Here is a 24,069-nt window from a genome sequence, read left to right on the forward strand (position 1 = left end):
CCTAGGCAGACTGCTTCTCTAGCCTGGCATAAAAAAAGCCGTCGTGACGTCCTTGCTCTGGAAATAGCTGGCGCCCTTGGCCGCTTTGGATACCCCAGGCCACATCGCTGGGCGTGGTCACTTTGGCATCGGGCGTGCGCGCCAGAAATGCCTCGATCTGTTGGGCATTCTCTTCAGGCAGTACCGAGCAGGTGGCGTATAACAGCGTGCCGCCTTCGCGCAGCATGGGCCATAAATTGTCCAGTAGCTGCTGCTGTAGCTTGGCTAGCTTGCGGATATCCTCTTTACGTCGAAGTGTTTTGATATCCGGATGACGCCTAATGACGCCCGTGCCCGAGCAAGGAGCGTCAAGCAGAATAGCCTCAAACGGCGTGCCGTTCCACCAATCGCGCTGAGTGGCATCCACATTCTGGAGCGTGGCGGATAGCCCCAATCGGTCTAGCGTACTTTCTACTCGCGAAAGGCGGTGGTTATCGCTATCCAGGGCGGTCAGTGCAATATCGAACTGCTCCAGCAAGTGAGCCGTTTTACCGCCAGGCGCGCTGCAGGCATCCAATACTTGTGCGCCGGGGCGAGGTGCCAAGGCAGGGCCAAGTAGCGCAGCACACAGTTGGGCTGCTTCATCCTGTACGCTAACGTGGCCCTCGGAAAATCCGGGTAGCAGCGTGACATCGCAGGGCGTGTTAAGGGTAATGCCATCCGGCGAGTGGATGCAGAGCTCACCGCTTAATCCTTGTTCGGTCAGCCGTTCTATATAGGCTTCACGGTCATTGTGGTGTTGATTTACGCGCAGCGTCATGGGGCCAGGCTGATTATTTTCTTCAACAATTGCACGCCACTGCTCCGGCCAGGCGTTGCGTAGTACGTCCAGCAGCCAACGGGGGTGGGCCAGCGCAATACTCTCATCCTTATCAACGGCGGCCTGGAGTTCATCCGACTCGCGCTGTAGACGACGCAGGCAGCCATTCAGTACGCGGGTCGCCCACTCTTTACCCAACAAACGCGCGGCACCGGCGGTTTCGCCGACGGCTGCGTGGGCGGGAATACGCATATACAACAACTGATAAATACCCAGCAGCAGCAGGGCGTGAATATCACTGTCACGCTTTTTAAAGGGCTGTTTTAGGAGGCTGTTAGCCAGCGCTTCCAAACGTGGAAGCTGACGGCAGGTGCCAAAGCAGAGCTCTTTTAAAAGGCCTCGGTCGCGGGCAACGACACTGTTCTCATCCAACGCGGCCAGTGAGCCTTGCTGAGAGATGACCGGCGCTAATGCACGGGCGGCGGCGGCGCGAACGTCCTGGCCGCTATTGCCTGAAGCGCGCTTACCGGGGTGTGAACGTTGCTGACTCATAAAGCGTCTCCTTGCTGGGATTCAGGCTGACCAAGGCGGTTACCGGGTGTCAAACGAGCATGACGGGCGTTGAGTAAATCGCGCACAGCCATGGCCTTGCCGCCAGGGAGTTGGGCGCTGCTGATACATAAAACCTCGCGGCCTTCAGGGCCACAGGCAATACGCAGATGGTCTTCACCGTTTTCAAGCAGCGTGCCGGGCGGCGTTGCGCCCTGTTCACCGGCTTGAACGCTTGCCATGAGTAAGCGTAAGCGGTCATCACCCATCTGACACCACGTCACCGGCCAAGGGTTAAAGGCGCGGATTTTACGCGCAAGGCGTTCTGCAGGCTGAGTGAAGTCCAGCTCGGCCTCTGCTTTGCTGAGCTTGGTGGCGTAGGTAACGCCTTCTTCCGGCTGGGGTGTTGCACTGGTGTTACCGTTGGCCAGTTTATCCAGCACGCTGGTTAGCGCAGTGGCGCCTTGAAGCGCCAAGCGGTCATGCAGGTCGCCACCCGTGGTTTGCTCGGTGATCGGGGTGCGTACTTCGTGCAGCATGGCGCCGGTATCAAGCCCTGCATCCATTTGCATGATGGTAACGCCCGAGGCGTCATCACCTGCTTCAATCGCGCGCTGAATCGGGGCGGCACCGCGCCAGCGGGGTAGCAGTGAGGCGTGGACGTTAATGCACCCCAGGCGCGGCGTGTCCAATACTGCCTGAGGCAGCAATAAACCGTACGCCACGACCACCATAATATCGGCGTTTAAGGCGCCAAGCTCAGCTTGAGCGGCCGGGTCTTTTAGCGTTTGTGGCTGGTAGACCGGAAGCGCATGCTCAAGAGCAAGCTTTTTAACGGGGCTTGGCGTGAGTTTGCGACCACGACCTGCCGGGCGGTCGGGTTGGGTATAAACCGCCACTACCTTATGTTTGCTGGCCAGTAGGGCCGCAAGGCTTGAGGCAGCGAAATCAGGCGTGCCAGCAAAAACAACGCGCAACTGTGACATGACAACAGGTACCTGGTAACAGGAGAAATGAGAAAGCCTGGGGCAACAATAAAGGCCGAGAAGCAGGGTATACAACGGCTGTTGTACCGTTGTATGGAGTACCAGGCTTCTCGGCCTTAAGCGTTTTAAATACGCTCACTTACAAAACTTCTACAAAAACCGAAGTAAACTGTGCTAAAACGGATGGCTGTTAAGCGTCGTCTTGCATCAGCTTATGACGTTTCTGCATTTTTTTCATGATGCGGTCGCGCTTTAGCGGCGAAAGATAATCAACAAACAGTACACCTTCAAGATGGTCGTACTCGTGTTGAATGCAGTGCGCCAGCAGGCCGTCGGCCTCAAGCTCATACGCCTCGCCGTTACGGTCAAGCGCGTTGAGTTTTACCGTCAGGTAGCGCGGCACTTCCGCGTAGTACTCGGGAATCGACAAGCAGCCTTCAGAAAGCGGCTCTTTGTCTTCGCCGACTGGCGTATAACGAGGGTTGATCAGTACCAGCGGCTGCGAGTTATCTTCGCTTACGTCCATGACGACGACACGACGATGGACATCAATTTGGGTGGCCGCAAGGCCAATGCCACGAGCGTCGTACATGGTCTCTAACATATCGTCGACAAGCTGGCGGACCTCGTCGTCAACGGTTTCCACCGGTACCGCCTTGGTGCGCAGGCGCTCATCGGGGAATTCGAGAATAGGAAGTTTGGCCATGGGGATTACCGTCATCGTTAAGCTAAATCTTGGATAATCAGGCCGAATCGCGGCGGCCTGGTTCTTTGCTAATCACCACTATATCACGCTGGCAGCGCTCCTGGGCATCAGCACATGCGGTGAAGCACCATGAAAATGATCGAAACATCCTTCACGGAGTACGGGATAGTGCTAGCCAACTTTATGCGCCGCGCAGCAAGACAAAACGCGCTTTGCGACTTGCTCAAGAGGGTAGTGAACCTGCTGCCTGGGCTGTTAATAAGCCTTCACGCCGTTGGCGCTGAAACGCTGCCGGTGGTGACGCTTTCTCCCCAAATACGCACCTTGCCAATGCCCGATGGACCGCTAGACGCGAAGGTAAGTGAACTTGGCGCGCTCTCGCTTGAAAGCCTTAACGCTTTTTGGCGTGAACACCGAGTAATAGAACCCGGAGTGCGCCAGCCTGAGATGGCCTATGTGTTGGCCGGCGAGCACCAGCGGTTGATCAACGGTGCAGGCGACAGAATTTATGCCCGTGGCGCTATGCCGAGCAACGTAACGAATAGAGCAACGAGTAATGCGCTAGGCCCTGCCACATTCGGTATTTATCGTCAGACACAGACCTATACCGCTGACGATGGCGCGGTGTTGGGGCAGGCGTTAAGTCACATCGGCGAAGCTCGTCTTGTACGCAGTGAGGGCGATATTGCCCTGCTGGAAGTACTCAGCGCTCATCAAGAGGTGCGTAGTAACGATCTTATTCTTGCCCTGGAACCCGATGCGCCTCGAACGGCGCTTCAACCCCACCTGCCGCGCAATGCAATAAACGGTCGTATTCTCGCCGTGCCCGGCGGCGTACGTTTTATAGGTGCCTTGCGTATCATTGCTTTGGATGTAGGCGCGCAAGACGGCCTGGAGCCAGGGCATCTGCTTCAAGTGAATTCGCCGAGCGAAACCGTTTTCGACGCGCGTCGCCAGGTAGTAACGCCGTTGCCACCGACCCCAGCGGGCTGGGCAATGGTAGTGAAGCCTTACCAGCAGGTGAGCTATGCGCTGGTGATGCAAGCTTCCAGCATGCTGGAAGTGGGTGATCGTGTGGTGACTCCGGATTTATAACGGAATTGGGATATTCAGCATGCACGTTGAGGAGCGTCGATGAATACCAGTGAGTGGTTAGTGGTCAACGCCTTGCCGGGCATGGGCGCACTGCGCATTACCCAGATGGTGGCACGCCAGCCGCGCTGGCCAGAAGGCTGGCTGGCGACACTGCCCGCTAACGCCGCCAGTGCCTTACGGCTGTGGCTTGAACACCCCGAGCGCAGCCCGCTTCAGCGATGCGTAGACGACGCGCGGGCATGGCAGCAGAGCGGGCCAGCGCGGCATATTCTGCATCGCCACCACCCGGCCTGGCCTGAGCTGCTCAACGAGCTACCGGACCCGCCCGCCATTCTTTGGGCCCAAGGGGATTTACAGGCGCTTGAAGGGCCAAGGATTGCCATGGTGGGAACACGCAAACCCACCTCGGAAGGTAACGCCAATGCCCAAGGCTTTGCGCGGGAACTTGCTCGCCGAGGCTGGTGTGTGGTCAGCGGTATGGCGCTGGGCATTGATGGTATCGCTCAGCGTGCTGCACTGAGTGCCGGTGGAAGCAGCATTGCGGTGTTAGGCTGCGGCGTGGATGTTATTTACCCGGCTCAACATCGCGACCTGCATGAGCAACTGAGCTGTGCGCCTGGCGGGCTATTGTTGTCAGAGCATCCTCCGGGCACCAAGGCACGTCCCGCGTTCTTCCCGCGGCGCAACCGGATTGTGACCGGGCTTTCATTGGGTACGTTAGTGATTGAGGCCACCGAGAAAAGCGGCTCGTTGGTCAGTGCCCGCTTGGCCCTGGAGCAGAACAAGGAGCTTTTTGCCCTGCCAGGGTCTTTGCACAATGTTCAGGCTCAAGGCTGCCTGCACTTGTTGCGTAATGGAGCAACGCTGGTGCGCCATGTCGACGATATGCTTGAAGAGTTGCAGCAGTGGGCGGGTAGCTTTTTACCAGCGTCAGTGAAGGCTTCGCCTCCCCCTTTAGGGCCAATGGCGCCACTAAGCGAGCCACTGCCTGATGAGCTGCTTAACGTTTTATCGGCAACGCCGGTGCCGCTTGATTCACTGGTTCAGCATACCGGGGAGTCTGTCAGCAACTGCCAGCAGCGGTTATTGATGCTGGAGCTTGATGGATGGGTCGCTCAGCAGGTGGGAGGTTGGGTGCGCTTACCCAGGCCATGATAGGATGTGAGCATTCTCTTATCGCTAATTGCTTGTAGAGCAGGAGCGCCAATGAAGCCGGCTGTCGACCTCGAAGTTGCCATTAATGCACTGCATGCTGGCGGTGTTATTGCATGCCCCACCGAAGCCGTGTGGGGGCTTAGCTGTGACCCGGATAATGACGAAGCGCTTACCCGGTTAATGCGCATGAAAGAGCGCGACCCTTCCAAAGGCATTATTTTGGTGGCGGCCAGTATCCAGCAGTTTCAGCCCTGGCTAAACCAATTGCCGTTTGAACTGCATGCTCCACTTGCGGCCAGTTGGCCTGGCCCTAACACTTGGCTGGTGCCGGATAACGGTCGCAGCCATGCGCTGGTTCGCGGTGCTCATCAACGCGTGGCATTACGAGTGACCGACCATCCCTTAATGAAAGCGTTATGTGAAGCGTTTGGCGGGCCACTGGTGTCGACATCGGCCAATCGAGCGGGTGAGGCACCTGCCATGAGCGATGAAGAAGTAGTCACTATTTTTGGGCAGGAAGTCGCCGCGATAGTAGCGGGCGAGCTGGGCGGGAATCCACGACCCAGCACCATTCGTGATTTAGTCAGTGGCCAGGTAATGCGCGCTTAAATAGGTAAGTAAACGGCTTAAGTGCCAAGTGCTTAAATGCATTATGGTTAAGATTACTTTGTAATAAGAATTTTGAACGGGAGTCATCGTGGCGCACGAGCATTTAGACGACGTTAAACAGTACCTGCTCGGCCTTCAAGACCGGCTTTGTGAGGGGCTGGCCGCGGCTGACGGTAAAGCTGCGTTTAAGGAAGACAGCTGGCAGCGTGAAGAGGGCGGTGGCGGGCGCTCACGCGTGATTGAGCAGGGCGGTGTCTTTGAAAAAGGCGGTGTCAACTTTTCCCATGTGTATGGTGCTCAACTGCCGCCCTCGGCAACGGCAGCTCGGCCGGAGCTTGCCGGTCGCAGTTTTCATGCGGTTGGAGTTTCCTGGGTACTACATCCTGAAAACCCGCATGTCCCTACCAGCCACGGCAACGTACGCTTTTTTATTGCTGAAAAAGAGGGCGAAACGCCCGTCTGGTGGTTTGGTGGAGGCTTTGACTTAACGCCCTATTACCCGGTGCTTGAGGACGTTGTGCACTGGCACCAGGTGGCTAAAGCGGCCTGCGATCCTTTTGGCGATGATGTTTATGCCCGCTATAAAGCGTGGTGCGACGAGTACTTTTATTTAAAGCACCGTGATGAGACCCGTGGTGTGGGCGGGCTGTTTTTCGATGATTTGAATGCTGGCAGTTTCGAGGAGTGTTTCGCCTTTCAACGCGCCGTGGGCGATAGCTTTTTAGAGGCCTACTTGCCCATTGTTAAGCGCCGCAAAGCGGCTGCCTGGGGCGAGCATGAGCGAGCGTTCCAGCTCTATCGTCGCGGTCGCTATGTAGAATTTAACCTCGTATGGGACCGAGGAACGCTATTTGGCTTACAAAGCGGCGGGCGCACCGAGTCAATTTTAATGTCGATGCCGCCACTTGCGCGTTGGGAGTATGCCTATACGCCTGCACTTGGGAGCGCTGAAGCCACGCTAAATGACTACCTGGTGCCAAGAGACTGGCTCAACGTGTCGGATAGGGCTTAAACATCGTGATCTACAGAAATATAAAACAGAGTACAGGAACGAGTTGATGAGTGACCTTTACTGCGTATTGGGTAATCCCATTGAGCACTCAAAATCACCCCTCATTCATAACGAATTTGCCCTGCAAACACAGCAAAAAATTGAATACACAGCACAACGGGCACCGTTGGATGGCTTTACCGATGCCTGGCGCGCATTCGTTGATAAAGGCGGGCGGGGGGCCAACGTTACCGTACCCTTTAAGGAAGAGGCGTTTGCGCTCTGCGATACCCTGAGCAGGCGTGCCCAGCGGGCTGGCGCGGTGAATACGCTGATAGCCGGAGGTAACGGTCTTACTTACGGCGATAATACCGATGGCGTTGGCTTGTTACGCGACCTTGCATATAACCGTGTAGCGCTTGCCGATAAGCGGATCCTGGTGGTGGGCGCTGGTGGGGCCGTGCGGGGAATTTTAGAGCCGTTACTCGCACAAAAGCCTGGCGAGGTGGTGGTCGTTAACCGAACGGCTGAAAAAGCTCAACAGTTGGCCGACGATTTTTCTGATTTGGGCGAGATCCATGGCGGAGGGTTTAAGGCAGCTAAAGGCCCTTTTAGTGTCGTGATCAACGGAACCAGTGCCAGCCTAACGGGCGATTTACCTCCTCTGCCGGGCAATCTATTTGCAAAAGATGCCTGGGCCTACGACATGATGTATGGCGCTACGCAAACGGTCTTCTTGAAGTGGGCAGGAACGCATGGTGCCCAGCGGTTGGATGGCTTGGGAATGCTGGTAGAGCAGGCCGCCGAAGCATTTTATCTATGGCGAAATGTACGCCCCGAGACGACCCAGGTACGCCAGATGCTGCGCAGAATGCTCAACGCGGGTTAGCCGCTTGCATGTGTTCATCAAAAAAAGGGCCGAGATGGCTCGGCCCTTTATCGTTAAAAATTACAGCAAAGGGTTACGGGCGCTGGCAGTTAGGCGTGTGCCCGCTGCTGCGCGCCTGCTCGTAGGTGGCAAGCGCTCTATCCATATTGGCTTGTAGGCCCTCAATGCGCTGCCCCTGGCTTGGGTGCGTCGACATCCAGGCCGGTGGCGCGCCACCACCCGAGGCGGCCTGCATGTTTTCCCAGAGCGTAACGCTTTGACGCGGGTCAAAGCCTGCCTGCGCCATCAGGTCCAGGCCAATCACATCCGCTTCGCTTTCATGGCTACGTGAGAACGGCAAGGCAATGCCGTATTGCGCGCCCATGCCCAGCACGCCCATCAGCTGTTGTCCGCCAGGGGTTTGCATACCCGATGCGCTGGAAATAACCGAAAGCCCTAGCGACGTGGCGTTTTCGGTCGATGCCCGCTCATTGGCGTGGCGGGCAAGTACGTGACCAATTTCATGGCCTACCACGGAGGCCAGTTGATCCTGGTTGGTGGCAATAGTCAGCATGCCGGTATTGACCCCCATATAACCGCCAGGCAGCGCGAAGGCGTTGGGCTGTTCGGCTTCAAATACCCGGATTTGCCAGTCAAGATTACGCTGTTCAGTCGGTAATACATCCACGATGGCAGTGGTGATGCACTGCACATAGCGGTGGCTTGCCTGGCCTGCGGTAGGAATATCCTGCTGGTACTGGGCGAATGCCTGCTGGCCCATCTCGTTAAGCTGGTCATCGGAAAGCAGCAATAATTGCGAGCGTCCGGTAGGGGACGTTGAGCAGGCCGCTAAAGAAGCGCATAGCGCAGTAACAGCAAAGGGACGAAGCCAACGCATGAGATGATTTCCTTAAAGATGATTGAGTTCCATGCAAACAAGATAACCACTGTGTAGGGTAAATCAATCCCCTTGTTATCACTTAATGCACTTGAGACGCTGAACTGAGCCGACGTTTAACCAGATGACTTGACCACGTGGAGCATTGGCTAGCCTCTGTTTCCATGCCTGGCAGAAACAGCTTAACGCTGAGGGGTTAGCTGACCATCTTCACCCACATTAAGGCGAATGGTCGGTGTGAGCAGTCCCGCCGGTAGCGTCATGCCTAAGCCGCGTAGATCGCCCGGCGTGATCGCAAGCTCACTGCCTGCGGGAAGTTCGCCTTGAGAGGCAAGCTGATGGACCAACTTCAGCATTGGCGCCATTTTTTGGGCATCGGTGCCCAGGATATCAAATGCCACCGGTAAGCGTAGATTGGCGGCGTCGCCCGAGGTTAATGAAACATCCTGGGTATACTCCCCTTCTACGGGGTCAACACCTGGCATATCCAGCGTCCAGTTAAAGCCTGACATGGCTACCGCCGGCATTCCCGCAGGCAGCCCAAGGCCCATCGCGAGCGTTGCCTGAACCGGCAGGCTACCCATGCCCAGGCTTGAAGCCAGCAGACTGGTCAAGTCACTGGTGTCCAGGCCTGCGTCAATGGAGTAGGGGCCGACACGCACATTCTCCACGCCGAGTGAGGTAATGGCCAAGCGAAAGGCAAATAGCCCCGTTTGGGGGAGTGCAAGGCAGCCGGTAAGCAGGCTTGCCAAACTCAGCATCACAAGCCAGCGCCAGTGACGAACGGCATACAACATAGGGTTCCCTCCTGAGAAGGGTGGTGGCGGCAAGCGCCGGGGAGCATGAGCTAAAAGCGCGGCTATTTGAGGGCCCGCGCTGATTTCTGTCAAGCAAATTTGTACATGTTCGCCTGAAACAAAAAACGCCTGCTTAAACAAGCAGGCGTTATTACTGCGGGATAGCGCATGGAGCGTTTAACGACGGCTTTTCCGCGCATCTTTGGTGCGGGTAAGCTCGCGCTTTTTAGCTTTCTCTTTATCACTGGCCCCGGCCATAGAGTCAAACGGGTTATCGCCTGAGCGGAACTCAAACCGCATGGGCGTGCCGCGCACCTTCAACACCTTACGGAAAGTATTGATCAGATAGCGGCGATACGCTTCAGGAACCGACGCGGTCTGATTACCGTGCACAACGATAATCGGCGGATTGCTGCCGCCCTGGTGGGCCATACGCAGCTTAATACGCCGCCCGTTAACCATCGGGGGCTGGTGCTGGCTGACCGCATCCTGTAACAGGGTCGTCAACCGGTTGGTCGACCAGTGTGCGTTGGCCGCATTAAATGCCCGCTCAATGGAGGGGTATAAATCACCCACTGCGGTACCGTGCAGAGCTGAAATAAAGTGCATTTCAGCGTAGTCGGCAAAGCCCAGGCGGCGCTTGATATCGGCACGCATCTTGTCTTTTGCTTCGCTCTCCAGGCCATCCCACTTGTTGATCGCCAGTACCAGCGCACGCCCCGTCGTTAGCACGTAATCCAACAGGTGAAGATCCTGCTCAACCAGGCCGCTGCGGGCATCCAGCACCATCACCGCCACATGACACTCTTTAATCGCGTCAAGGGTTTTGATAATGGAAAACTTCTCGGCAATCTCGCTCACGTTCTTGCGGCGGCGAATACCGGCGGTGTCGATCAAAACATACGGCTTGCCGCGACGCTCGAAAGGAATCTCGATAGCATCACGCGTGGTACCGGCTTCATCGAACACCACGACACGGTCTTCACCCAGAAGGCGGTTGACCAGTGTGGATTTGCCCACGTTGGGGCGACCAATTACCCCAATGCGGATGCCTTTGGAACCGGTATCCGCTGGAATGCTGGGGTCGCGCTCGGGAAACGGCTCAAGCACGGTATCAATCAGCGTTGAAACGTTACGCCCGTGCGCGGCAGCAATGGCCCAAGGGTCGCCAAGGCCCAGCTTCCAGAAGTCGGCCATGGCCGAGTGCTCTTCCAGACCATCGGTCTTGTTCACCACCAACCAGGTTTTTTTCTGGTTAACGCGTAGGTGGTTGGCAATCGCTTCATCAGCGACGTTAAGTCCGGCACGGGCATCGACCAGGAACAGGACAATATCGGCTTCATCAATCGCGGCAAGCGACTGTTCTGCCATCGCCGCATCAATGCCTTCCTCATCACCACTGATACCACCGGTATCAATCACCGTATAGGCTTTTCCGCCCAGCATGCCGTTGCCATACTTGCGGTCGCGGGTGAGGCCGGGAAAGTCGGCCACGAGTGCATCACGCGAACGCGTTAGGCGGTTAAACAATGTCGATTTGCCCACATTGGGGCGACCGACCAAAGCAATGACGGGTGTCATGGAGTGACTTCCAGGGTTTCCAGACGACCATTGTCGGCCTGGACATGAATGGTGCTGCCATCAGTAATGGGGGACACGCTAATGCCGGATTTATGCACCCGGGTGCGGCCCACGATGTTACCTTCACGCGCGTCGATCAAATGGACATAACCTTCAAAATCGCCAACCACGATACGGCCATCAGCAAAGGCTGGGGCGGTAAGCCAACGATCTTCAAGTTCATTGTTACGCCATATTTCTTGGCCATTTTCGGCATCAAGCGCGACGAGGTGACTGTCGTCGGTAACCACATAAAGATAGTTACCCACCATCAGCGGTGAATGGCGGCTAGAGAGATTACTTTCCCAGAGTACGCTGCCGCGTGTGGCTTCCAGTGCCACCACGCGACCATTGTAACTGGTGACAAACAGGCGGCCGTCAGGCGTAATCAGCGGCTGGCCGGCAATATCGACCAGTCGCTCAACTTCGCTACGGCCACTGGGGGTGGCGATTTGCATATCCCACAGCGGCTGGCCGCTACGGTTATCAAGCGTGGCCAGACGTCCGTTTGCGAGGCCGACGAAAGTGACCGGGTCAATGACCATCGGCGTCCCGGTACCGCGAAGGGTAAGGGCAGGCTGAGAACTGGTATAAACCCAGCGCTCCTGACCGTTGGTGCGGTCTAGCGCCGTTATCTGACCATCAACGCTTTGTACGACCAGCAGTTGCTGGTTGGCTTGAGGCGCGGCCAGCACTTCGCTGGATACTCTGGAGCGCCAGCTTACGCTGCCATCGCGTTGATCAAGTGCAATCACTTCACCGTTGCGAGTGCCCAGGTAGACCTGGCCTGCAATCGCGGTCAGCGCGCTGGAGATCGGTGTATCAAGCTCTACGCGCCACTCACGATCACCGGTGTTAGCGTTTAATGCCATGACCAGGCCTTGTGCGTCGGCGGCAAAGATCGTGCTGCCTTCACGGGAAGGTGCGATAGGGTAACGCGCCCGGCCCAGGCCGCTGCCGATATTCTGGCGCCACTGCGTGGTCAGGTTTGATGTTTCATCAAAGCTACGCAGCTCTTTGGGCGTATACGCGGGTTCGCCTTTATTGGCACAACCTGCCAGCAGAGCAATGGCTACCGCACCTAGCGTCACGCGCATGATCTGTTTGGAAAGACGCAGATTCATCATTGTGTCGCCTCCTCGGCGCCAAGATCGTCAAGCTTGAATTGTACGCCGTAAAGCGTTTGGTCGAGGCTCTCTGCAAGTTCCAGCGCGTTTTGCCAAGCGCTCCGCGCCTGGTCGGTTTGCCCAAGGGCTGCGTAGGCATCACCGCGGACGTTGGCTTGCTGCGCCGCCAGGGCTTCGCTGATCGGCTCATCCAGTAAAGCAAGTGCCGCTTCAGGATTGCCGTTGGCGACCTCAATGCGTGCCAGACGCAGCCAGGCCAGGCTTTGCACATAGCGACGCGATGAGTTATCGGCTACCTGTTCAAGAGAGACCTTTGCCGCATCGATATCGCCCTGCTGTACGGCTAACCGAGCGTCCATAAGCAGCGCCAGTTCAGCATAGAGCGTTTTGCCGTAATCGTCGGTAAGCTCGCTAATTAGCTCGCGGGCGCTGGCCGTTTGCTGCTCATCCAGTTCGTTGGCCATGGCAACGTTGATCAACTGCTGGTAGCGCACCGAAGCGGCTTCCGACTGGCCTTGCTGATAGTTTTGCCATGCATTCCAGCCAAAGACGCCCGCAGCAGCAAGAGCGGCACCTGCAATCAGAGAGGTTCCATTCTCTTTCCACCAGCGCTTAACGACATCCAACTGCTCTTCTTCGCTTCGATCCGCCACGGGCGGCCTCCTATTGCATAAAATCGCCGCAGCACAGCGGCGATTAGTTATTTGTAAGCGCACAGCGCCTGTTTGTTTGGCTTAGTGGGCCAGAAGGTCGCCTAGCGTGGCAGAAAGTGCCGCTTGGCTCACGCGCTGCTGCTCGCGGTCATCGCGCAAGAACTTAAGCGTGGCGGCGTGTTCGGCCAGTTCGTCCTCGCCCAGCAGGATGGCGATGGGCGCAGCACTTTTATCGGCCTTTTTCATGCGGCTTTTAAAGCTACCGCCGCCGCAGTGCAGTTGAAGGCGCAAGTCGGGAAGCTCACTACGCAGCTGTTCGGCAAGCGTGAGCGCGGCAATCGTTGCGTTATCGTCCATAGGCAGGAGATAGACATCGCAGCCGCCCAGGGCTTCGTCCGGCACCAGGTTTAGCGTCTCCAGCAACAGGATTAACCGCTCAATACCCATGGCGAACCCAACCGCTGGGGTTGGCTTGCCGCCCAGCTGTTCCACCATGCCATCGTAACGACCGCCAGCACATACCGTGCCTTGGCTACCCAGCGCACTGGTGGTCCATTCGAACACCGTACGGCAGTAGTAGTCGAGCCCGCGCACCAGGCGAGGATTGATCACAAAGGGGATGCCCGCCGCATCCAGCATGGCTTTCAACTGCTCGAAGTGTTCGCGCGACGCATCATCAAGATGATCCATGAGCTGCGGCGCGCCGTTAAGCATGTCCGCCATGGCCGGATTTTTAGAGTCCAGAATGCGCAGCGGGTTACTGATCAAGCGGCGCTGAGAGTCTTCATCAAGCACTTCGCGATGCTGTTCGAAATAAGCCACCAGCTTTTCACGGTAGGCCACCCGCGCCTCGGCAGACCCCAGCGAGTTAAGCTCAAGCGTGACATGCTCAAACAGCCCTAGCTCTTTCCACAGGCGTGCCGAGAGCAGAATCACTTCGGCATCGATATCCGGCCCTTCAAAGCCGTATGTCTCAACACCTACCTGATGAAACTGGCGATAGCGGCCTTTTTGAGGGCGCTCGTGACGAAACATCGGACCCTGGTACCAAAGCCGTTGGGTCTGGTTGTAGAGTAGGCCGTGCTCCATCGCTGCGCGCACGCAGCTGGCGGTGCCTTCAGGACGCAGTGTCAGGCTATCGCCGTTGCGGTCGTCGAAGGTGTACATCTCTTTTTCGACGATATCGGTCACTTCACCAATCGAGCGGGCGAACAGCGCTGTTTGCTCGACAATCGGCGTGCGAATTTCATCGAAGCCGTAGCGATGCATTAACTGACGTACTTTGGTCTCAAAAAATTGCCAGCGAGGACTATCGCTGGGCAACAGGTCGTTCATACCACGGATGGCTTGAATCTTTTTAACAGCGGACTTGCTCAATGAAAACTCCTCGTTCTGCATCCTGGCTGATGCATGACCCCGGCATTAAACGCTGCGGGCGATCATGTCATCTTCTTGCTGCTGTTTTTGGCGCACTTTTTCGCGGATCATCCGCTCAAGATCATCCACCAGGTGATCGTTACGCAGTTTGCTGGCCGGTTTGCCGTCGATATACACCAGGTTTGCGGGGCTGCCGCCGGTCAGGCCAATATCGGTCTCTTTTGCTTCACCCGGGCCGTTAACGACGCAGCCAATCACTGAAACATCCAGTGGCGTCATGATGTCTTCCAGACGCTCTTCAAGCTGATTCATGGTGCTGATAACGTCAAAGTTTTGGCGTGAGCAGCTGGGGCAGGCAATAAAGTTGATGCCCTTGGCGCGCAGGCGCAGGCTTTTGAGCATATCAAAGCCGACTTTAATCTCTTCTATCGGGTCGGCGGCAAGTGACACTCGAATCGTGTCGCCGATACCATCCATCAGTAGCATGCCTAGGCCAATAGACGACTTAACGGTGCCCGAGCGCAGCCCGCCTGCTTCGGTAATACCCAAGTGAAGCGGCTGCTCAATGCGCGTGGCAAGATCACGGTAAGCCGCGACGGCCATAAACACATCAGAGGCTTTTACGCTGACCTTGTACTCTTGAAAATCGAGCCGATCCAGGTGGTCGATATGGCGCATGGCGGATTCCACCAGCGCGGCAGGCGTGGGCTCGCCATACTTTTTCTGAAGGTCTTTTTCCAACGAACCGGCGTTAACGCCAATGCGGATAGGAATACCGTTATCGCGTGCGGCACTCACCACCGCGCGTACGCGATCTTCACGGCCAATATTGCCGGGGTTGATGCGCAGGCAGTCAACGCCTAGCTCCGCGACGCGCAGGGCGATCTTGTAATCAAAGTGGATGTCGGCCACCAACGGCACATCCACTAGCTGCTTGATTTTGCCAAAGGCTTCGGCGGCGTCCATGTCCGGTACGGAAACGCGTACGATGTCAGCGCCGGCTTTTTCCAACTGCTGAATCTGCCCAACGGTAGCCGCCACGTCCAGCGTGTTGGTGTTGGTCATGCTCTGTACGGAAATAGGCGCATTTCCGCCTACCGCCACATTACCGACGTGAATCTGGCGGGACTGGCGGCGTTTTATCGGAGAAGGGGCGTGCATAAGACGGGTCACTCTCCCAGGGTAAATCGGGCGACATTGTTGGCGCCTGCGCGTTCTGCAAGGTTGATCTGCTCACCTTGGTAACGCAGTACGACGCCAGTGGCGTTTCCTACGGTTAAACGAAACGGCGGCACACCTTCAACGGTTACATTGGTGCCGGGCGTTTGTAAGCCAACAAATACACGTTGATTGTTGGCATCGAAGATTTCAGTCCAGGACTGCTCGTTAAACGTGAGCTCCATCTGGCCAGGGCTGCCCGCCGGGGCCGTTGCCGCTTCCTCGGTGGCACCTTCATCAGCCTCTGTTACATCAGCGTCAGCCGCATCCGTGTCTGCCGCAATATCAAGTGCGGCAGTATTGTTGACTGTCGCGGTCTGCTCCGCGTTATCAGTAGGCAGCGTTTCACTATTACCAGCGGTATCACCCGTGGCCGTATCGTTTTCCGGCTGGGCGGGCGAGGTGATGGCGGGCTGCTGAGGCGGCGGGGGCTCAGCACCGGTACCCGATGCCGACGGTACTTCGCTGCCTTCTTCAACGCCGGACGTCTCATTAAAGCCAGGCGGCTCGCTGCCACCACGGCTCTGCCACCACATTACGGTTACGCCGATCAGGCCAGCAATCACCAGCAAGGTCACCAGCTTAAATAACCAGGCACCCAGCTTTGAGGGGGGTCGACTAACCGCCACCGGAATCACTTTTCGTTCGGCATCCGCGGCGCCATAGCGCTCCTGGTAAGCGTCCAGGATCACATGCTCGCTCAGACCCAGGTATTTGGCGTAGGAGCGCAGGTAACCACGACGGTAAGCAATAACCGGAATTTCGTCATAACGATCATGTTCAAGGCCATCAACGACAGCCGGCCGCAAATTAAGCGCACGCGCCGCCTCTCCAATGGGCACGCCGAGCTCTTCTCGTTGGCGCAAAAGAATCTCGCCGGGAGAGGAGGTGGAACGGGAGGAAGTAACGCTATCTTGTAACTGTGTGTCGCTCATGGCTGAGCATCCTTAAATAATTAAGTGGTCAGGGCGTCAGTTCATAAGGCCAAGCTGGCGCTGGTAATCGGCTGCCGCAGCATGGTCGCCTTGGGCATGAGCGATATCAATTGCCATTTCCAGCGCTGCCCGGTCTGGCCCGGCCAACTGCAAATAGGTGTGCAACGGTGACCAGGCCTCATGGTAATTGCCCTGTGAAACTTCCAGTTCGGCTAACGTCAAGTACCCCCGCGACTGTCGCGGGTCGATACGCTGCGCGCGGGCTAAACGCCCACGCGCTTTATCAAACTCTTCCAGCGCTAAATAACATTGGCCCAGGTTGGTAAAAAGTTGGGCACGGTTGGCGTACTGGGCATCATTAGATGCGTTTTCCAACTGATCGCAAGCGGCAGTAATATGCCCCTGCTGATACAAAAATGCCGCGTAATTATTGCGGGCACGGGTAAATGTCGGGTCGGCGTCGATCGCTTGTTTAAAATATTGGTCGGCAAGTTCGATGTCGCCCTGCTGTTGATAGACCATGGCTAAGGCCTGCAATGCTTTGGCATGGTGCGGGTCGATCTCCAGCGCGTGACCCAGGGCGGCGCGCGCCCGTGGGAGATTGTTGCGCTCCAGGTAGGCAACGCCGAGCTGCGTATACGCATCCTTGGCGTCATTGCTTGCCTGAGAAGGTAACGTGTTTGATGTGGCACAACCGGCGAGCCATACGCTGCTAAATAGTACAGCGAACATGGGCACCCTAAACGGGTTAAAACGCCTGTAGTGACAGATCATGTTGATCCTCATGGTGTAAATAGCTAACTAACCGCCGGCACAACGAATAAACCGTGTCCATCAAAGCGCTGTGCTCGTCGGAAGTCAAGATAAGCACCGTTTAGTCAGCGTCAATCTGTACCGATTGAATATAGCGAGCGCTGCGCTTCGTCCGGTCTTTCACGCGTCCCACCAACTGACCGCAGGCTGCGTCGATATCCTCACCCCGAGTGATACGAACCGTCGCGTTATACTCCAAATCATAAAGCCACTGTTGAAAGCGCATGACCTGGTTGCGTGATGGTGTTTCATACCCTGAGTTAGGAAACGGGTTAAACGGTATCAAATTAATCTTACAGGGCAACTCTTTAAGCAGCGCGGCGAGCTGTTCGGCATGCTCTTTCTGGTCGTTAACATCCTTGATCAGCGTGTATTCAATAGTGACCTGGCGATTGTCCGGGCACTTGGACAGGTAGCGATGGCATGCATCCAGCAACATTTGGATGTTGTATTTGCGGTTGATCGGCACCAGTTCATTGCGCAGCTCGTCTGTAGAGGCATGCAGCGAAATAGCCAGGCTTACGTCCATTTCGTCGCCCAGTTTGTCGATCATCGGCACAACGCCTGAGGTCGACAGCGTGACGCGGCGCTTGGAGAGCCCGTAGCCGTTGTCATCCAGCATTAACTTCATGGCCGGCACTACGTTGTCAAAGTTGAGCAGGGGTTCGCCCATGCCCATCATGACCACGTTGGTAACCGGGCGGTTAGCGGTGTCACGGCGCGGCCCGACGCTGCGCTGTGCAACCCATACCTGGCCAATGATTTCGGCGGCGGTAAGGTTACGCTGAAAGCCCTGTTTGCCGGTGGAGCAGAAACTACAGTCCAGTGAGCAGCCCACTTGAGAAGAGACGCACAGCGTGCGCCGCTTGCCGTTTTCAGCGGGAATCAGCACGGTTTCAACGTAGCTGCCATCCTCTACTTCTAATACCCACTTACGGGTACCGTCGGTTGAGGTGCCTTCGTAAATAACGCTGGGACCACGAATTTCGGCCACTTTTGCCAGCTTTTCGCGCAACGGTTTGGACAGGTTGGTCATCGCGGTGAAGTCGTCGCTACCTTCCTGGTGGATCCACTTCATCAACTGAGCGGCGCGGAATTTCTTCTCGCCAATCGACAAAAAGAACGCTTCCATCTGTTCGCGCGACATGCCAAGCAGGTTCTGGCGCTCAGGCGCTTTTGCCGCTGGCGTTTCACTGTCAGGTGCAGATTGGGAAGCGGGCGTATGTTGGGCTACGGTGGTGGTCATGGCGGTCAGCGTTCTAGAAAGGGGCGGGGGCCAGGCCCCCGCGAAAATGGCCGGCAACGAATGTTGAAACGGCGCCGCTAAAAATTAGCGCGGGCAGATTTCATCATTACCGAAGAAGTAGCTAATTTCGCGCGCAGCGCTTTCTGCAGAGTCGGAACCATGGACAGCGTTAGCGTCGATTGTTTCCGCGAAGTCAGCACGAATAGTGCCCGGGGCCGCTTCTTTAGGGTTGGTAGCACCCATCAGGTCACGGTTTTTGGCAATCGCGCCTTCACCTTCAAGCACTTGAACAACCACTGGGCCGGACGTCATGAAGCCCACCAGGTCTTTAAAGAACGGACGCTCTTTGTGCTCGGCGTAGAAACCGCCCGCTTTCTCTTCAGAAAGGTGGGTCATTTTAGCGGCAACAACCTGCAGGCCTGCTTTTTCAAAGCGAGCGATGATGTCGCCAATGGCGTTTTTGGCAACGGCATCGGGCTTGATGATAGACAGAGTGCGTTCAGTAGCCATGTAAATATCTCCTTGAGGCCTTTAGAAAAAGGGATAAAGCAGAAATTGCCGCCTCGGCAAACCGGGGCGGCGAAGGAAAATCGTTTCGGCAAAATGACGGTAGTGTTCACCGATTACCGAGTGGGCGCGATTATAGCGCCTCAAGCGGGGGTTGAATACCGATGATGACATTGGCGCCTACGTATTACACCGTAAAGCTTTCACCGCAGCCGCATTCATCTTTAACATTTGGGTTGTTGAACTTGAAAAAGCGGTTCAGCCCTTCGCTGACATAGTCCACTTCGCTACCGTCCAGCATCTCAAGTGCATCAGGTGCCACATAAACGCTGGCGCCGTGATCTTCAAAGAGAACTTCGTCACTGCCGACTTCATCGGCAAAGTCCAGCACATAGCTGTAGCCCGAGCAGCCGCTGGGCTTGACCGACACACGCAGGCCTAGGCCTTGGCCACGTTCATCAAGCACGTGGCGGATCTGTTGTGCGGCAGCTGGGGTAATGTTGAGTGTTGCCATAAGGCGTGCTCCTTGTAAAAGCGCTAGCCGCTTAGCGTGGCAGTGTTCGTAAACCGCTCACCGCATGGCGAATGAGGGTTAGCGCGTGATCAATATCGTCTTGCGTGGTGAAGCGTCCAAAACTAAAGCGTAGCGATGAAAGTGCTAGCGTGCGCGGAACGCCTACCCCCAGTAAGACGTACGAAGGGTCAACGCTTGCCGAGTTGCAAGCGGAGCCGGTAGAAACGGCCACATCGCGCAGGGCCATCAACAGCGACTCACTGTCGATGCCTTCAAACGCGAGGTTCAAAATATTGGGTACTGCGCGGTCAAGCGGGGTGTTGGCCACCACGCCATCCAGCGTTTCAAGGCCCTGTGAAAAGCGCTGCTGCAGGTGCGTAATATGTGCCTGATCGTCAGCATGCTCTTTTTGCATCAGCAAAAATGCTTCACCCATACCGGCAATTTGATGCGTTGGGAGGGTGCCGGAGCGCATGCCGCGCTCATGCCCGCCACCGTGAATCAATGCCTCAAGGCGAATGTCCGGGTGGCGTTTGACATACAGTGCACCCACGCCTTTAGGGCCATAGGTTTTATGCCCAGAAAGGGACATTAAATCGATCTTTTGAGCCACCACGTCCAACGGGATTCGGCCAACGGCCTGAGCCGCATCGGTATGGAAAACCGCGCCAAATTCATGGGCTACCTCGGCGAGCGCGGCAATATCGTTAATGCTGCCTAGTTCGTTGTTGACCGCCATTAACGAAACCAGCGCGGTGTCATCACGCATGGCAGCACGTAGCATCTCCGGCGAAATGGTACCGTCGTGTGCGGGCGTAAGCCAGGTAACGTCAAAGCCTTCGCGCTCAAGCGCAACCGCTGTATCAACGATTGCCTTATGCTCAATGGTAGACGTGACCAGGTGCATGCCGCGTTCGCGGTTGGCCCGCAGGTAGCCAATCAGCGCCAGGTTGTCAGCTTCTGTTGCACCGCTGGTCCAGACAATTTCACGCGGGTCGGCGCCAATGGTATCGGCTACCTGGCGACGCGCCTGCTCCACCACTTGTTCAGCCTGCCAGCCTAGCATATGGCTGCGCGAGGCAGGGTTGGCAAATAGCTGGTCCGCGGTCAGATAGCGCTGCATAACCTCGGCTACGCGGGCATCCACCGGCGTAGTGGCGGCGTAATCCAGATAAATAGGCAGTGAAGGTGTGGTTGTCGTTGTCATGAAGACCCGCTTAATTTAATAGCGCCAGGGCAGCGGTAATAACGCCCTTGGCCATTACGGTGATGAGGCGAGAATACCCGCTTCAACGCGATTTTTTTGCCGCGAGGCGATACGTAGAACATCGGGGCGCTGCATCAATTGGGCAAGGGTGATGTCATCAAGAAAATGTCGAATCTGGCCGGATAGTTCGCACCACAAGTGGTGGGTCAGGCAGGTGCTTCCCTGCTGACAGTCGGATAATCCTTGGCAGCGGGTAGCATCTACCGTTTCATCAACGGCATCAATGACTGCTGAAACGCTAATATCGGCCGCTGGTTTGGCCAGCAAATAGCCACCGCCCGGGCCGCGAACGCTGCGGACAAGACCTGAGCGGCGCAGGCGCGCAAACAGCTGCTCAAGATAGGAGAGGGAAATCCCCTGACGCTGCGAAATATCCCCCAGACTGGTCGGGCTGAGCTCGCCGTTCAGCGCCAAGTCGAGCATGGCGGTAACGGCGTAACGGCCTTTGGTAGTTAAACGCATGACAGGCACCTCGGCGCTGAACGTTCAGCGTGCTCCCGGCAAATGTGCTGCCATTATGGGAAAGCCTGAGTAGTTTGGTCAACCTTTAGCCGGAGGCGGCGTATTGTCATCTGAGCTTTTGGGGGCGCAACCGGTATCGTTTTCATCCAGAATATCGGCAAAGTCTTCATCGCGCAGCGCGGGCAGGCTTCCTTCATGGTAACTGCCATCAAGCTTACGCAGCGTTGAACACATTCGTTCAATGCGCTCATCCACCGCGTGCATGTGATCCAGCATTGCCTGCATGGAGCGCGCCACCGGGTCGGGCATGTCCTGGCTGACACCGTAGGCGTCAAAACCAAATTTTTGGCAGATGGCCTCGCGACGAACCGGGTCTACCTCTAGCGCTTCTTCAACGTCGGGGTCGGTGCGTTTAACAATCTTGCCGGGAATGCCCACCACCGTTGCGCCAGGCGGTACTTCCTTGGTGACCACCGCGTTCGAGCCAACCTTTGCACCCGCACCCACGGTAAAGGGGCCGAGAATCTTGGCTCCCGCGCCGACAATAACGCCATCCTCAAGGGTGGGGTGGCGCTTGCCCTTGTTCCAACTGGTGCCACCGAGAGTTACACCCTGGTACAGCGTTACATTGTCACCAACCTGCGCGGTTTCTCCAATAACAACCCCCATACCATGGTCGATAAAAAATCGCCGACCGATAGTGGCCCCTGGATGAATTTCGATGCCGGTCAGCCAGCGGGAAAACGTAGACAGCGTACGGGCCAGCCATTTCAGGTTTTTTTTCCATAGCCAGTGACCGCAACGATGAATTAACAGCGCGTGGAGGCCGGGATAGTTGGTCAGTACCTCTAAAAAATTGCGGGCCGCCGGGTCGCGGTCAAATACGCTGTTAATGTCTTCACGTAGGCGTTGGAACATGAGTGATCCTTGGTCAGGGCTGGCACGCGGTCATTTAAGGCATCGCGGATGACAGAGCGCATCGTTAGCAGGATAGCGAGGTTGGGGCGCGGGTGCGTAACTTCAAGTTCTGCCCCACCCCAGGTTTGCGGATGCCGGTCATTGTTTGTCTGCTGATTTTTCCGTTGCGGTTAAAATGCCGCGTAAAATGTTCATCTCCATTTTTTCGGGGCGGGCGCGCAAATAGAGCCTGCGTAGCCGCGCCATCAACTGACGAGGCTGGGCTGGGTCATGAAATTCAATGGTAATTAGCGTGCGCTCCAGGTGCTCGAAATAACGCTCCAGCTCTTCGTGGGGCACTAGCTCATCATCAGCATCAGGCGTGGGCGCTGCGTCCTGCTGGCTTAACCAGGCCATGCGGCTCTCGTAGGCAAGTACCTGAACGGCGGCAGCCAGATTCAGCGAGCTAAAGTCAGCATTGGTGGGAATATGGACATGGGCGTGGCAACGCTGCAGCTCGGCGTTGGTCAGGCCGCTATCTTCCCGGCCAAAGACCAGTGCGACGCGTGATGTTGATGCCTGACATTCGCCGGGTAGGCGGTCTGCCAGTTCGCGCGGTGTCAGCATGGGCCAGGGCAGGGTGCGCGAGCGCGCACTCGCGCCAACGGCCAGCGTGCAGTCGGCAACGGCATCTTCAAGCGTTGCATGTACGCTGGCCTGATGCAGAAGATGATCCGCGCCGGAAGCGCGCGAAATGCTGTCCTGAGTAATGATCTCGCAGCGCGGAGCTACCAGCGCTAAATCGGCCAGACCCATGTTGTGCATGGCGCGAGCAACGCCGCCGATGTTGCCTGGATGGCTGGTGCCGATTAAAACGATACGAATGCGCTCAAGCATAATGATAGGGCTCGATAAATGTGAACAGGGCTTGATGAAGAACAGGGCTTGATACAGAACATAGCGAACAAACGCGGAAAACGAGCAGTTTAGCACGAGTCGATAGCGTGCCCGAGAGGGGTCTGCTAGAATTGCGCGCCATAGGCAATTATTCCTTCGCCTAACGTTCTTTAACATCACTGTGACAAGGCCCGATCATGAATCCGATGGTCCAATTTACGTTGCGCGCAGCGCGCAGCGCAGTTGAACAGTTTCAACGTGTTCGTGAGCGTATTGAAAACGCTCATGAAGAATCCAATCTTGACCGTCTGCTTGAAGACACGGCGCGCAAGGCCGAGGCGACCATTATCCACCAGTTGGAGCGTGGCTACCCCCAGCACGGCTATGTGGGTCGCTACACCTCGCATAAAGCGGGTGAAGACGAAGGTAGTGAGACCGTTTGGAAGATCGAACCCATTCATGGCTACTCTAATTTAGCGGTAGCGGGTAAAGGCTTTGCTCTCTCAGTGGTGTGTCTGGTTAAAGGCCGCCCGGAACACGCGGTGGTTATCTCACCGTTTGGCGATGATGAATATATCGCCAGCCGTGGTCGTGGCGCTCAACACAATGGCAAGCGTATGCGGGTTAGCAAACCCACCGCGATTACCGGTACGCGTTTAGCCATGAGCCTGCCCGAAGCGTGGCTGCGTCCTGGCAACTTGCCGGCATTTCTTACCGTTACCCAACAACTTGCACCTCAGGTAGAAACTCTTGTCGCGACGGGCTGTGGCCTGCTGGACATGTGTGAGCTGGCCAGCGGCCGAGTGGACAGCGCCTTTGTGCTGGGTATGGAAGAGCAGGATATGCAGGTGGGTACGCTGTTTTTGAAAGAAGCCGGTGCGCTAATGGGCACGCCCGATGGTCAGCCGAGCGTTAAGGTGGAAGGCCAACTGATGGCCGCAGGTCCACGTCTTTACAAGGCGCTGATCAAACAACTGGCGCCGCATTTTTGATGGGCTGGTAGTAAATGAATAGTTGGAAATGAATGGCTGGTAGTTAATAGCACGCTGTGAATGTTGAGTGGTAGACGTTCCAGGTTGCCAG

25 protein-coding genes are annotated in these 24,069 nt (G+C 56.5%); 6 read left to right on the top strand and 19 right to left on the bottom strand.

The annotated features are described in order from the left end of the window. Nucleotide 1 precedes the first annotated feature (1 nt). The 3 genes from rsmB to def all read right to left on the bottom strand — a co-directional run bounded on the left by rsmB (nucleotide 2) and on the right by def (nucleotide 3,040). Nucleotides 2-1,351, bottom strand: a complete 1,350-nt coding sequence (gene rsmB / locus CZ787_RS04235; protein ID WP_087106519.1) for a 16S rRNA (cytosine(967)-C(5))-methyltransferase RsmB — start codon at nucleotides 1,349-1,351, stop codon at nucleotides 2-4. Next, entirely contained in the window at nucleotides 1,348-2,334 is a 987-nt protein-coding gene (fmt, locus tag CZ787_RS04240) for a methionyl-tRNA formyltransferase (protein ID WP_087106522.1), read from the bottom strand. The genes rsmB and fmt overlap by 4 nt, the downstream gene beginning before the upstream one ends. 190 nt (nucleotides 2,335-2,524) lie before the next feature. Beyond that, entirely contained in the window at nucleotides 2,525-3,040 is a 516-nt protein-coding gene (def, locus tag CZ787_RS04245; protein WP_087106592.1) for a peptide deformylase, read from the bottom strand. Between the two features lie 129 nt (nucleotides 3,041-3,169). Between def and CZ787_RS04250 the strand changes: the two genes are divergently transcribed. The 5 genes from CZ787_RS04250 (at nucleotide 3,170) to aroE (ending at nucleotide 7,779) form a co-directional block, all read left to right on the top strand. After that, entirely contained in the window at nucleotides 3,170-4,135 is a 966-nt protein-coding gene (locus CZ787_RS04250; RefSeq protein WP_140398966.1) for a peptidoglycan-binding protein, read from the top strand. A 39-nt stretch (nucleotides 4,136-4,174) separates the two neighbouring features. Next, on the top strand, nucleotides 4,175-5,290 hold the full coding sequence (gene dprA, locus CZ787_RS04255; protein ID WP_087106526.1) for a DNA-processing protein DprA: 1,116 nt from the start codon (nucleotides 4,175-4,177) through the stop codon (nucleotides 5,288-5,290). A gap of 51 nt (nucleotides 5,291-5,341) precedes the next feature. Next, complete coding sequence (locus CZ787_RS04260; RefSeq protein ID WP_087106529.1) at nucleotides 5,342-5,899, top strand: L-threonylcarbamoyladenylate synthase; 558 nt, start codon at nucleotides 5,342-5,344, stop codon at nucleotides 5,897-5,899. Nucleotides 5,900-5,987: 88 nt separating this feature from the next. Then, nucleotides 5,988-6,911: an oxygen-dependent coproporphyrinogen oxidase gene (gene hemF, locus CZ787_RS04265; RefSeq protein WP_087106531.1), complete on the top strand. Its 924-nt coding sequence runs from the start codon at nucleotides 5,988-5,990 to the stop codon at nucleotides 6,909-6,911. A gap of 46 nt (nucleotides 6,912-6,957) precedes the next feature. Continuing rightward, complete coding sequence (gene aroE / locus CZ787_RS04270; protein WP_087106533.1) at nucleotides 6,958-7,779, top strand: shikimate dehydrogenase; 822 nt, start codon at nucleotides 6,958-6,960, stop codon at nucleotides 7,777-7,779. 73 nt (nucleotides 7,780-7,852) lie between these two features. On the opposite strand, the gene CZ787_RS04275 is transcribed toward aroE, so the two are convergent. The 16 genes from CZ787_RS04275 to trmJ all read right to left on the bottom strand — a co-directional run bounded on the left by CZ787_RS04275 (nucleotide 7,853) and on the right by trmJ (nucleotide 22,986). Further along, a complete protein-coding gene (locus CZ787_RS04275; protein WP_087106535.1) occupies nucleotides 7,853-8,656 on the bottom strand; it encodes a M48 family metallopeptidase in 804 nt (267 codons plus the stop codon). A 182-nt stretch (nucleotides 8,657-8,838) separates the two neighbouring features. Continuing rightward, on the bottom strand, nucleotides 8,839-9,453 hold the full coding sequence (locus tag CZ787_RS04280) for a hypothetical protein (protein WP_087106537.1): 615 nt from the start codon (nucleotides 9,451-9,453) through the stop codon (nucleotides 8,839-8,841). Between the two features lie 177 nt (nucleotides 9,454-9,630). Continuing rightward, nucleotides 9,631-11,034 carry a ribosome biogenesis GTPase Der gene (der, locus tag CZ787_RS04285; RefSeq protein ID WP_087106539.1) on the bottom strand — a complete coding sequence of 468 codons (1,404 nt, stop codon included), beginning with the start codon at nucleotides 11,032-11,034 and terminating at the stop codon, nucleotides 9,631-9,633. Then, nucleotides 11,031-12,200, bottom strand: coding sequence for an outer membrane protein assembly factor BamB (gene bamB / locus CZ787_RS04290; RefSeq protein WP_087106542.1), 1,170 nt, complete (start codon nucleotides 12,198-12,200; stop codon nucleotides 11,031-11,033). The genes der and bamB overlap by 4 nt, the downstream gene beginning before the upstream one ends. Then, nucleotides 12,197-12,853: a YfgM family protein gene (locus CZ787_RS04295; protein ID WP_087106544.1), complete on the bottom strand. Its 657-nt coding sequence runs from the start codon at nucleotides 12,851-12,853 to the stop codon at nucleotides 12,197-12,199. The genes bamB and CZ787_RS04295 overlap by 4 nt, the downstream gene beginning before the upstream one ends. 81 nt (nucleotides 12,854-12,934) lie before the next feature. Next, on the bottom strand, nucleotides 12,935-14,230 hold the full coding sequence (gene hisS, locus CZ787_RS04300) for a histidine--tRNA ligase (RefSeq protein ID WP_087106546.1): 1,296 nt from the start codon (nucleotides 14,228-14,230) through the stop codon (nucleotides 12,935-12,937). A gap of 45 nt (nucleotides 14,231-14,275) precedes the next feature. Beyond that, on the bottom strand, nucleotides 14,276-15,391 hold the full coding sequence (gene ispG, locus CZ787_RS04305) for a flavodoxin-dependent (E)-4-hydroxy-3-methylbut-2-enyl-diphosphate synthase (RefSeq protein WP_087106548.1): 1,116 nt from the start codon (nucleotides 15,389-15,391) through the stop codon (nucleotides 14,276-14,278). A gap of 8 nt (nucleotides 15,392-15,399) precedes the next feature. Continuing rightward, nucleotides 15,400-16,383, bottom strand: coding sequence for a RodZ domain-containing protein (locus CZ787_RS04310; protein WP_087106549.1), 984 nt, complete (start codon nucleotides 16,381-16,383; stop codon nucleotides 15,400-15,402). A 36-nt stretch (nucleotides 16,384-16,419) separates the two neighbouring features. Then, a complete protein-coding gene (pilW, locus tag CZ787_RS04315; protein ID WP_087106551.1) occupies nucleotides 16,420-17,157 on the bottom strand; it encodes a type IV pilus biogenesis/stability protein PilW in 738 nt (245 codons plus the stop codon). A 100-nt stretch (nucleotides 17,158-17,257) separates the two neighbouring features. Continuing rightward, nucleotides 17,258-18,442 carry a 23S rRNA (adenine(2503)-C(2))-methyltransferase RlmN gene (gene rlmN, locus CZ787_RS04320; RefSeq protein WP_087106553.1) on the bottom strand — a complete coding sequence of 395 codons (1,185 nt, stop codon included), beginning with the start codon at nucleotides 18,440-18,442 and terminating at the stop codon, nucleotides 17,258-17,260. A gap of 84 nt (nucleotides 18,443-18,526) precedes the next feature. Next, nucleotides 18,527-18,952 (bottom strand): nucleoside-diphosphate kinase, encoded by a 426-nt coding sequence (ndk, locus tag CZ787_RS04325; RefSeq protein ID WP_087106555.1) that lies wholly within the window; start codon nucleotides 18,950-18,952, stop codon nucleotides 18,527-18,529. Between the two features lie 184 nt (nucleotides 18,953-19,136). After that, a complete protein-coding gene (locus CZ787_RS04330; protein WP_087106557.1) occupies nucleotides 19,137-19,463 on the bottom strand; it encodes a HesB/IscA family protein in 327 nt (108 codons plus the stop codon). Between the two features lie 31 nt (nucleotides 19,464-19,494). Next, nucleotides 19,495-20,670: an aminotransferase class V-fold PLP-dependent enzyme gene (locus CZ787_RS04335; RefSeq protein ID WP_087106559.1), complete on the bottom strand. Its 1,176-nt coding sequence runs from the start codon at nucleotides 20,668-20,670 to the stop codon at nucleotides 19,495-19,497. A 54-nt stretch (nucleotides 20,671-20,724) separates the two neighbouring features. Then, nucleotides 20,725-21,192, bottom strand: coding sequence for a Fe-S cluster assembly transcription factor (locus CZ787_RS04340; protein ID WP_087106560.1), 468 nt, complete (start codon nucleotides 21,190-21,192; stop codon nucleotides 20,725-20,727). A 78-nt stretch (nucleotides 21,193-21,270) separates the two neighbouring features. Next, nucleotides 21,271-22,110: a serine O-acetyltransferase gene (gene cysE / locus CZ787_RS04345; RefSeq protein ID WP_087106562.1), complete on the bottom strand. Its 840-nt coding sequence runs from the start codon at nucleotides 22,108-22,110 to the stop codon at nucleotides 21,271-21,273. A gap of 138 nt (nucleotides 22,111-22,248) precedes the next feature. Continuing rightward, nucleotides 22,249-22,986, bottom strand: coding sequence for a tRNA (cytosine(32)/uridine(32)-2'-O)-methyltransferase TrmJ (gene trmJ, locus CZ787_RS04350; protein ID WP_087106564.1), 738 nt, complete (start codon nucleotides 22,984-22,986; stop codon nucleotides 22,249-22,251). Between the two features lie 197 nt (nucleotides 22,987-23,183). Between trmJ and CZ787_RS04355 the strand changes: the two genes are divergently transcribed. Next, a complete protein-coding gene (locus CZ787_RS04355) occupies nucleotides 23,184-23,978 on the top strand; it encodes an inositol monophosphatase family protein (RefSeq protein WP_087106565.1) in 795 nt (264 codons plus the stop codon). The last annotated feature ends 91 nt before the right edge of the window (nucleotides 23,979-24,069 follow it).

This window comes from Halomonas citrativorans, from assembly GCF_900163645.1.
GTDB lineage: Bacteria > Pseudomonadota > Gammaproteobacteria > Pseudomonadales > Halomonadaceae > Vreelandella > Vreelandella citrativorans.

Excerpts from the sequence above, each read along its gene's own strand:
- rsmB (WP_087106519.1), bottom strand. The coding sequence starts at position 1,351 with ATGAGTCAGCAACGTTCACACCCCGGTAAGCGCGCTTCAGGCAATAGC.
- fmt (WP_087106522.1), bottom strand. The coding sequence starts at position 2,334 with ATGTCACAGTTGCGCGTTGTTTTTGCTGGCACGCCTGATTTCGCTGCC.
- def (WP_087106592.1), bottom strand. The coding sequence starts at position 3,040 with ATGGCCAAACTTCCTATTCTCGAATTCCCCGATGAGCGCCTGCGCACC.
- CZ787_RS04250 (WP_140398966.1), top strand. The coding sequence starts at position 3,170 with ATGAAAATGATCGAAACATCCTTCACGGAGTACGGGATAGTGCTAGCC.
- dprA (WP_087106526.1), top strand. The coding sequence starts at position 4,175 with ATGAATACCAGTGAGTGGTTAGTGGTCAACGCCTTGCCGGGCATGGGC.
- CZ787_RS04260 (WP_087106529.1), top strand. The coding sequence starts at position 5,342 with ATGAAGCCGGCTGTCGACCTCGAAGTTGCCATTAATGCACTGCATGCT.
- aroE (WP_087106533.1), top strand. The coding sequence starts at position 6,958 with ATGAGTGACCTTTACTGCGTATTGGGTAATCCCATTGAGCACTCAAAA.
- CZ787_RS04275 (WP_087106535.1), bottom strand. The coding sequence starts at position 8,656 with ATGCGTTGGCTTCGTCCCTTTGCTGTTACTGCGCTATGCGCTTCTTTA.
- CZ787_RS04280 (WP_087106537.1), bottom strand. The coding sequence starts at position 9,453 with ATGTTGTATGCCGTTCGTCACTGGCGCTGGCTTGTGATGCTGAGTTTG.
- der (WP_087106539.1), bottom strand. The coding sequence starts at position 11,034 with ATGACACCCGTCATTGCTTTGGTCGGTCGCCCCAATGTGGGCAAATCG.
- bamB (WP_087106542.1), bottom strand. The coding sequence starts at position 12,200 with ATGATGAATCTGCGTCTTTCCAAACAGATCATGCGCGTGACGCTAGGT.
- ispG (WP_087106548.1), bottom strand. The coding sequence starts at position 15,391 with ATGCACGCCCCTTCTCCGATAAAACGCCGCCAGTCCCGCCAGATTCAC.
- CZ787_RS04310 (WP_087106549.1), bottom strand. The coding sequence starts at position 16,383 with ATGAGCGACACACAGTTACAAGATAGCGTTACTTCCTCCCGTTCCACC.
- pilW (WP_087106551.1), bottom strand. The coding sequence starts at position 17,157 with ATGATCTGTCACTACAGGCGTTTTAACCCGTTTAGGGTGCCCATGTTC.
- rlmN (WP_087106553.1), bottom strand. The coding sequence starts at position 18,442 with ATGACCACCACCGTAGCCCAACATACGCCCGCTTCCCAATCTGCACCT.
- ndk (WP_087106555.1), bottom strand. The coding sequence starts at position 18,952 with ATGGCTACTGAACGCACTCTGTCTATCATCAAGCCCGATGCCGTTGCC.
- CZ787_RS04330 (WP_087106557.1), bottom strand. The coding sequence starts at position 19,463 with ATGGCAACACTCAACATTACCCCAGCTGCCGCACAACAGATCCGCCAC.
- CZ787_RS04335 (WP_087106559.1), bottom strand. The coding sequence starts at position 20,670 with ATGACAACGACAACCACACCTTCACTGCCTATTTATCTGGATTACGCC.
- CZ787_RS04340 (WP_087106560.1), bottom strand. The coding sequence starts at position 21,192 with ATGCGTTTAACTACCAAAGGCCGTTACGCCGTTACCGCCATGCTCGAC.
- cysE (WP_087106562.1), bottom strand. The coding sequence starts at position 22,110 with ATGTTCCAACGCCTACGTGAAGACATTAACAGCGTATTTGACCGCGAC.
- trmJ (WP_087106564.1), bottom strand. The coding sequence starts at position 22,986 with ATGCTTGAGCGCATTCGTATCGTTTTAATCGGCACCAGCCATCCAGGC.
- CZ787_RS04355 (WP_087106565.1), top strand. The coding sequence starts at position 23,184 with ATGAATCCGATGGTCCAATTTACGTTGCGCGCAGCGCGCAGCGCAGTT.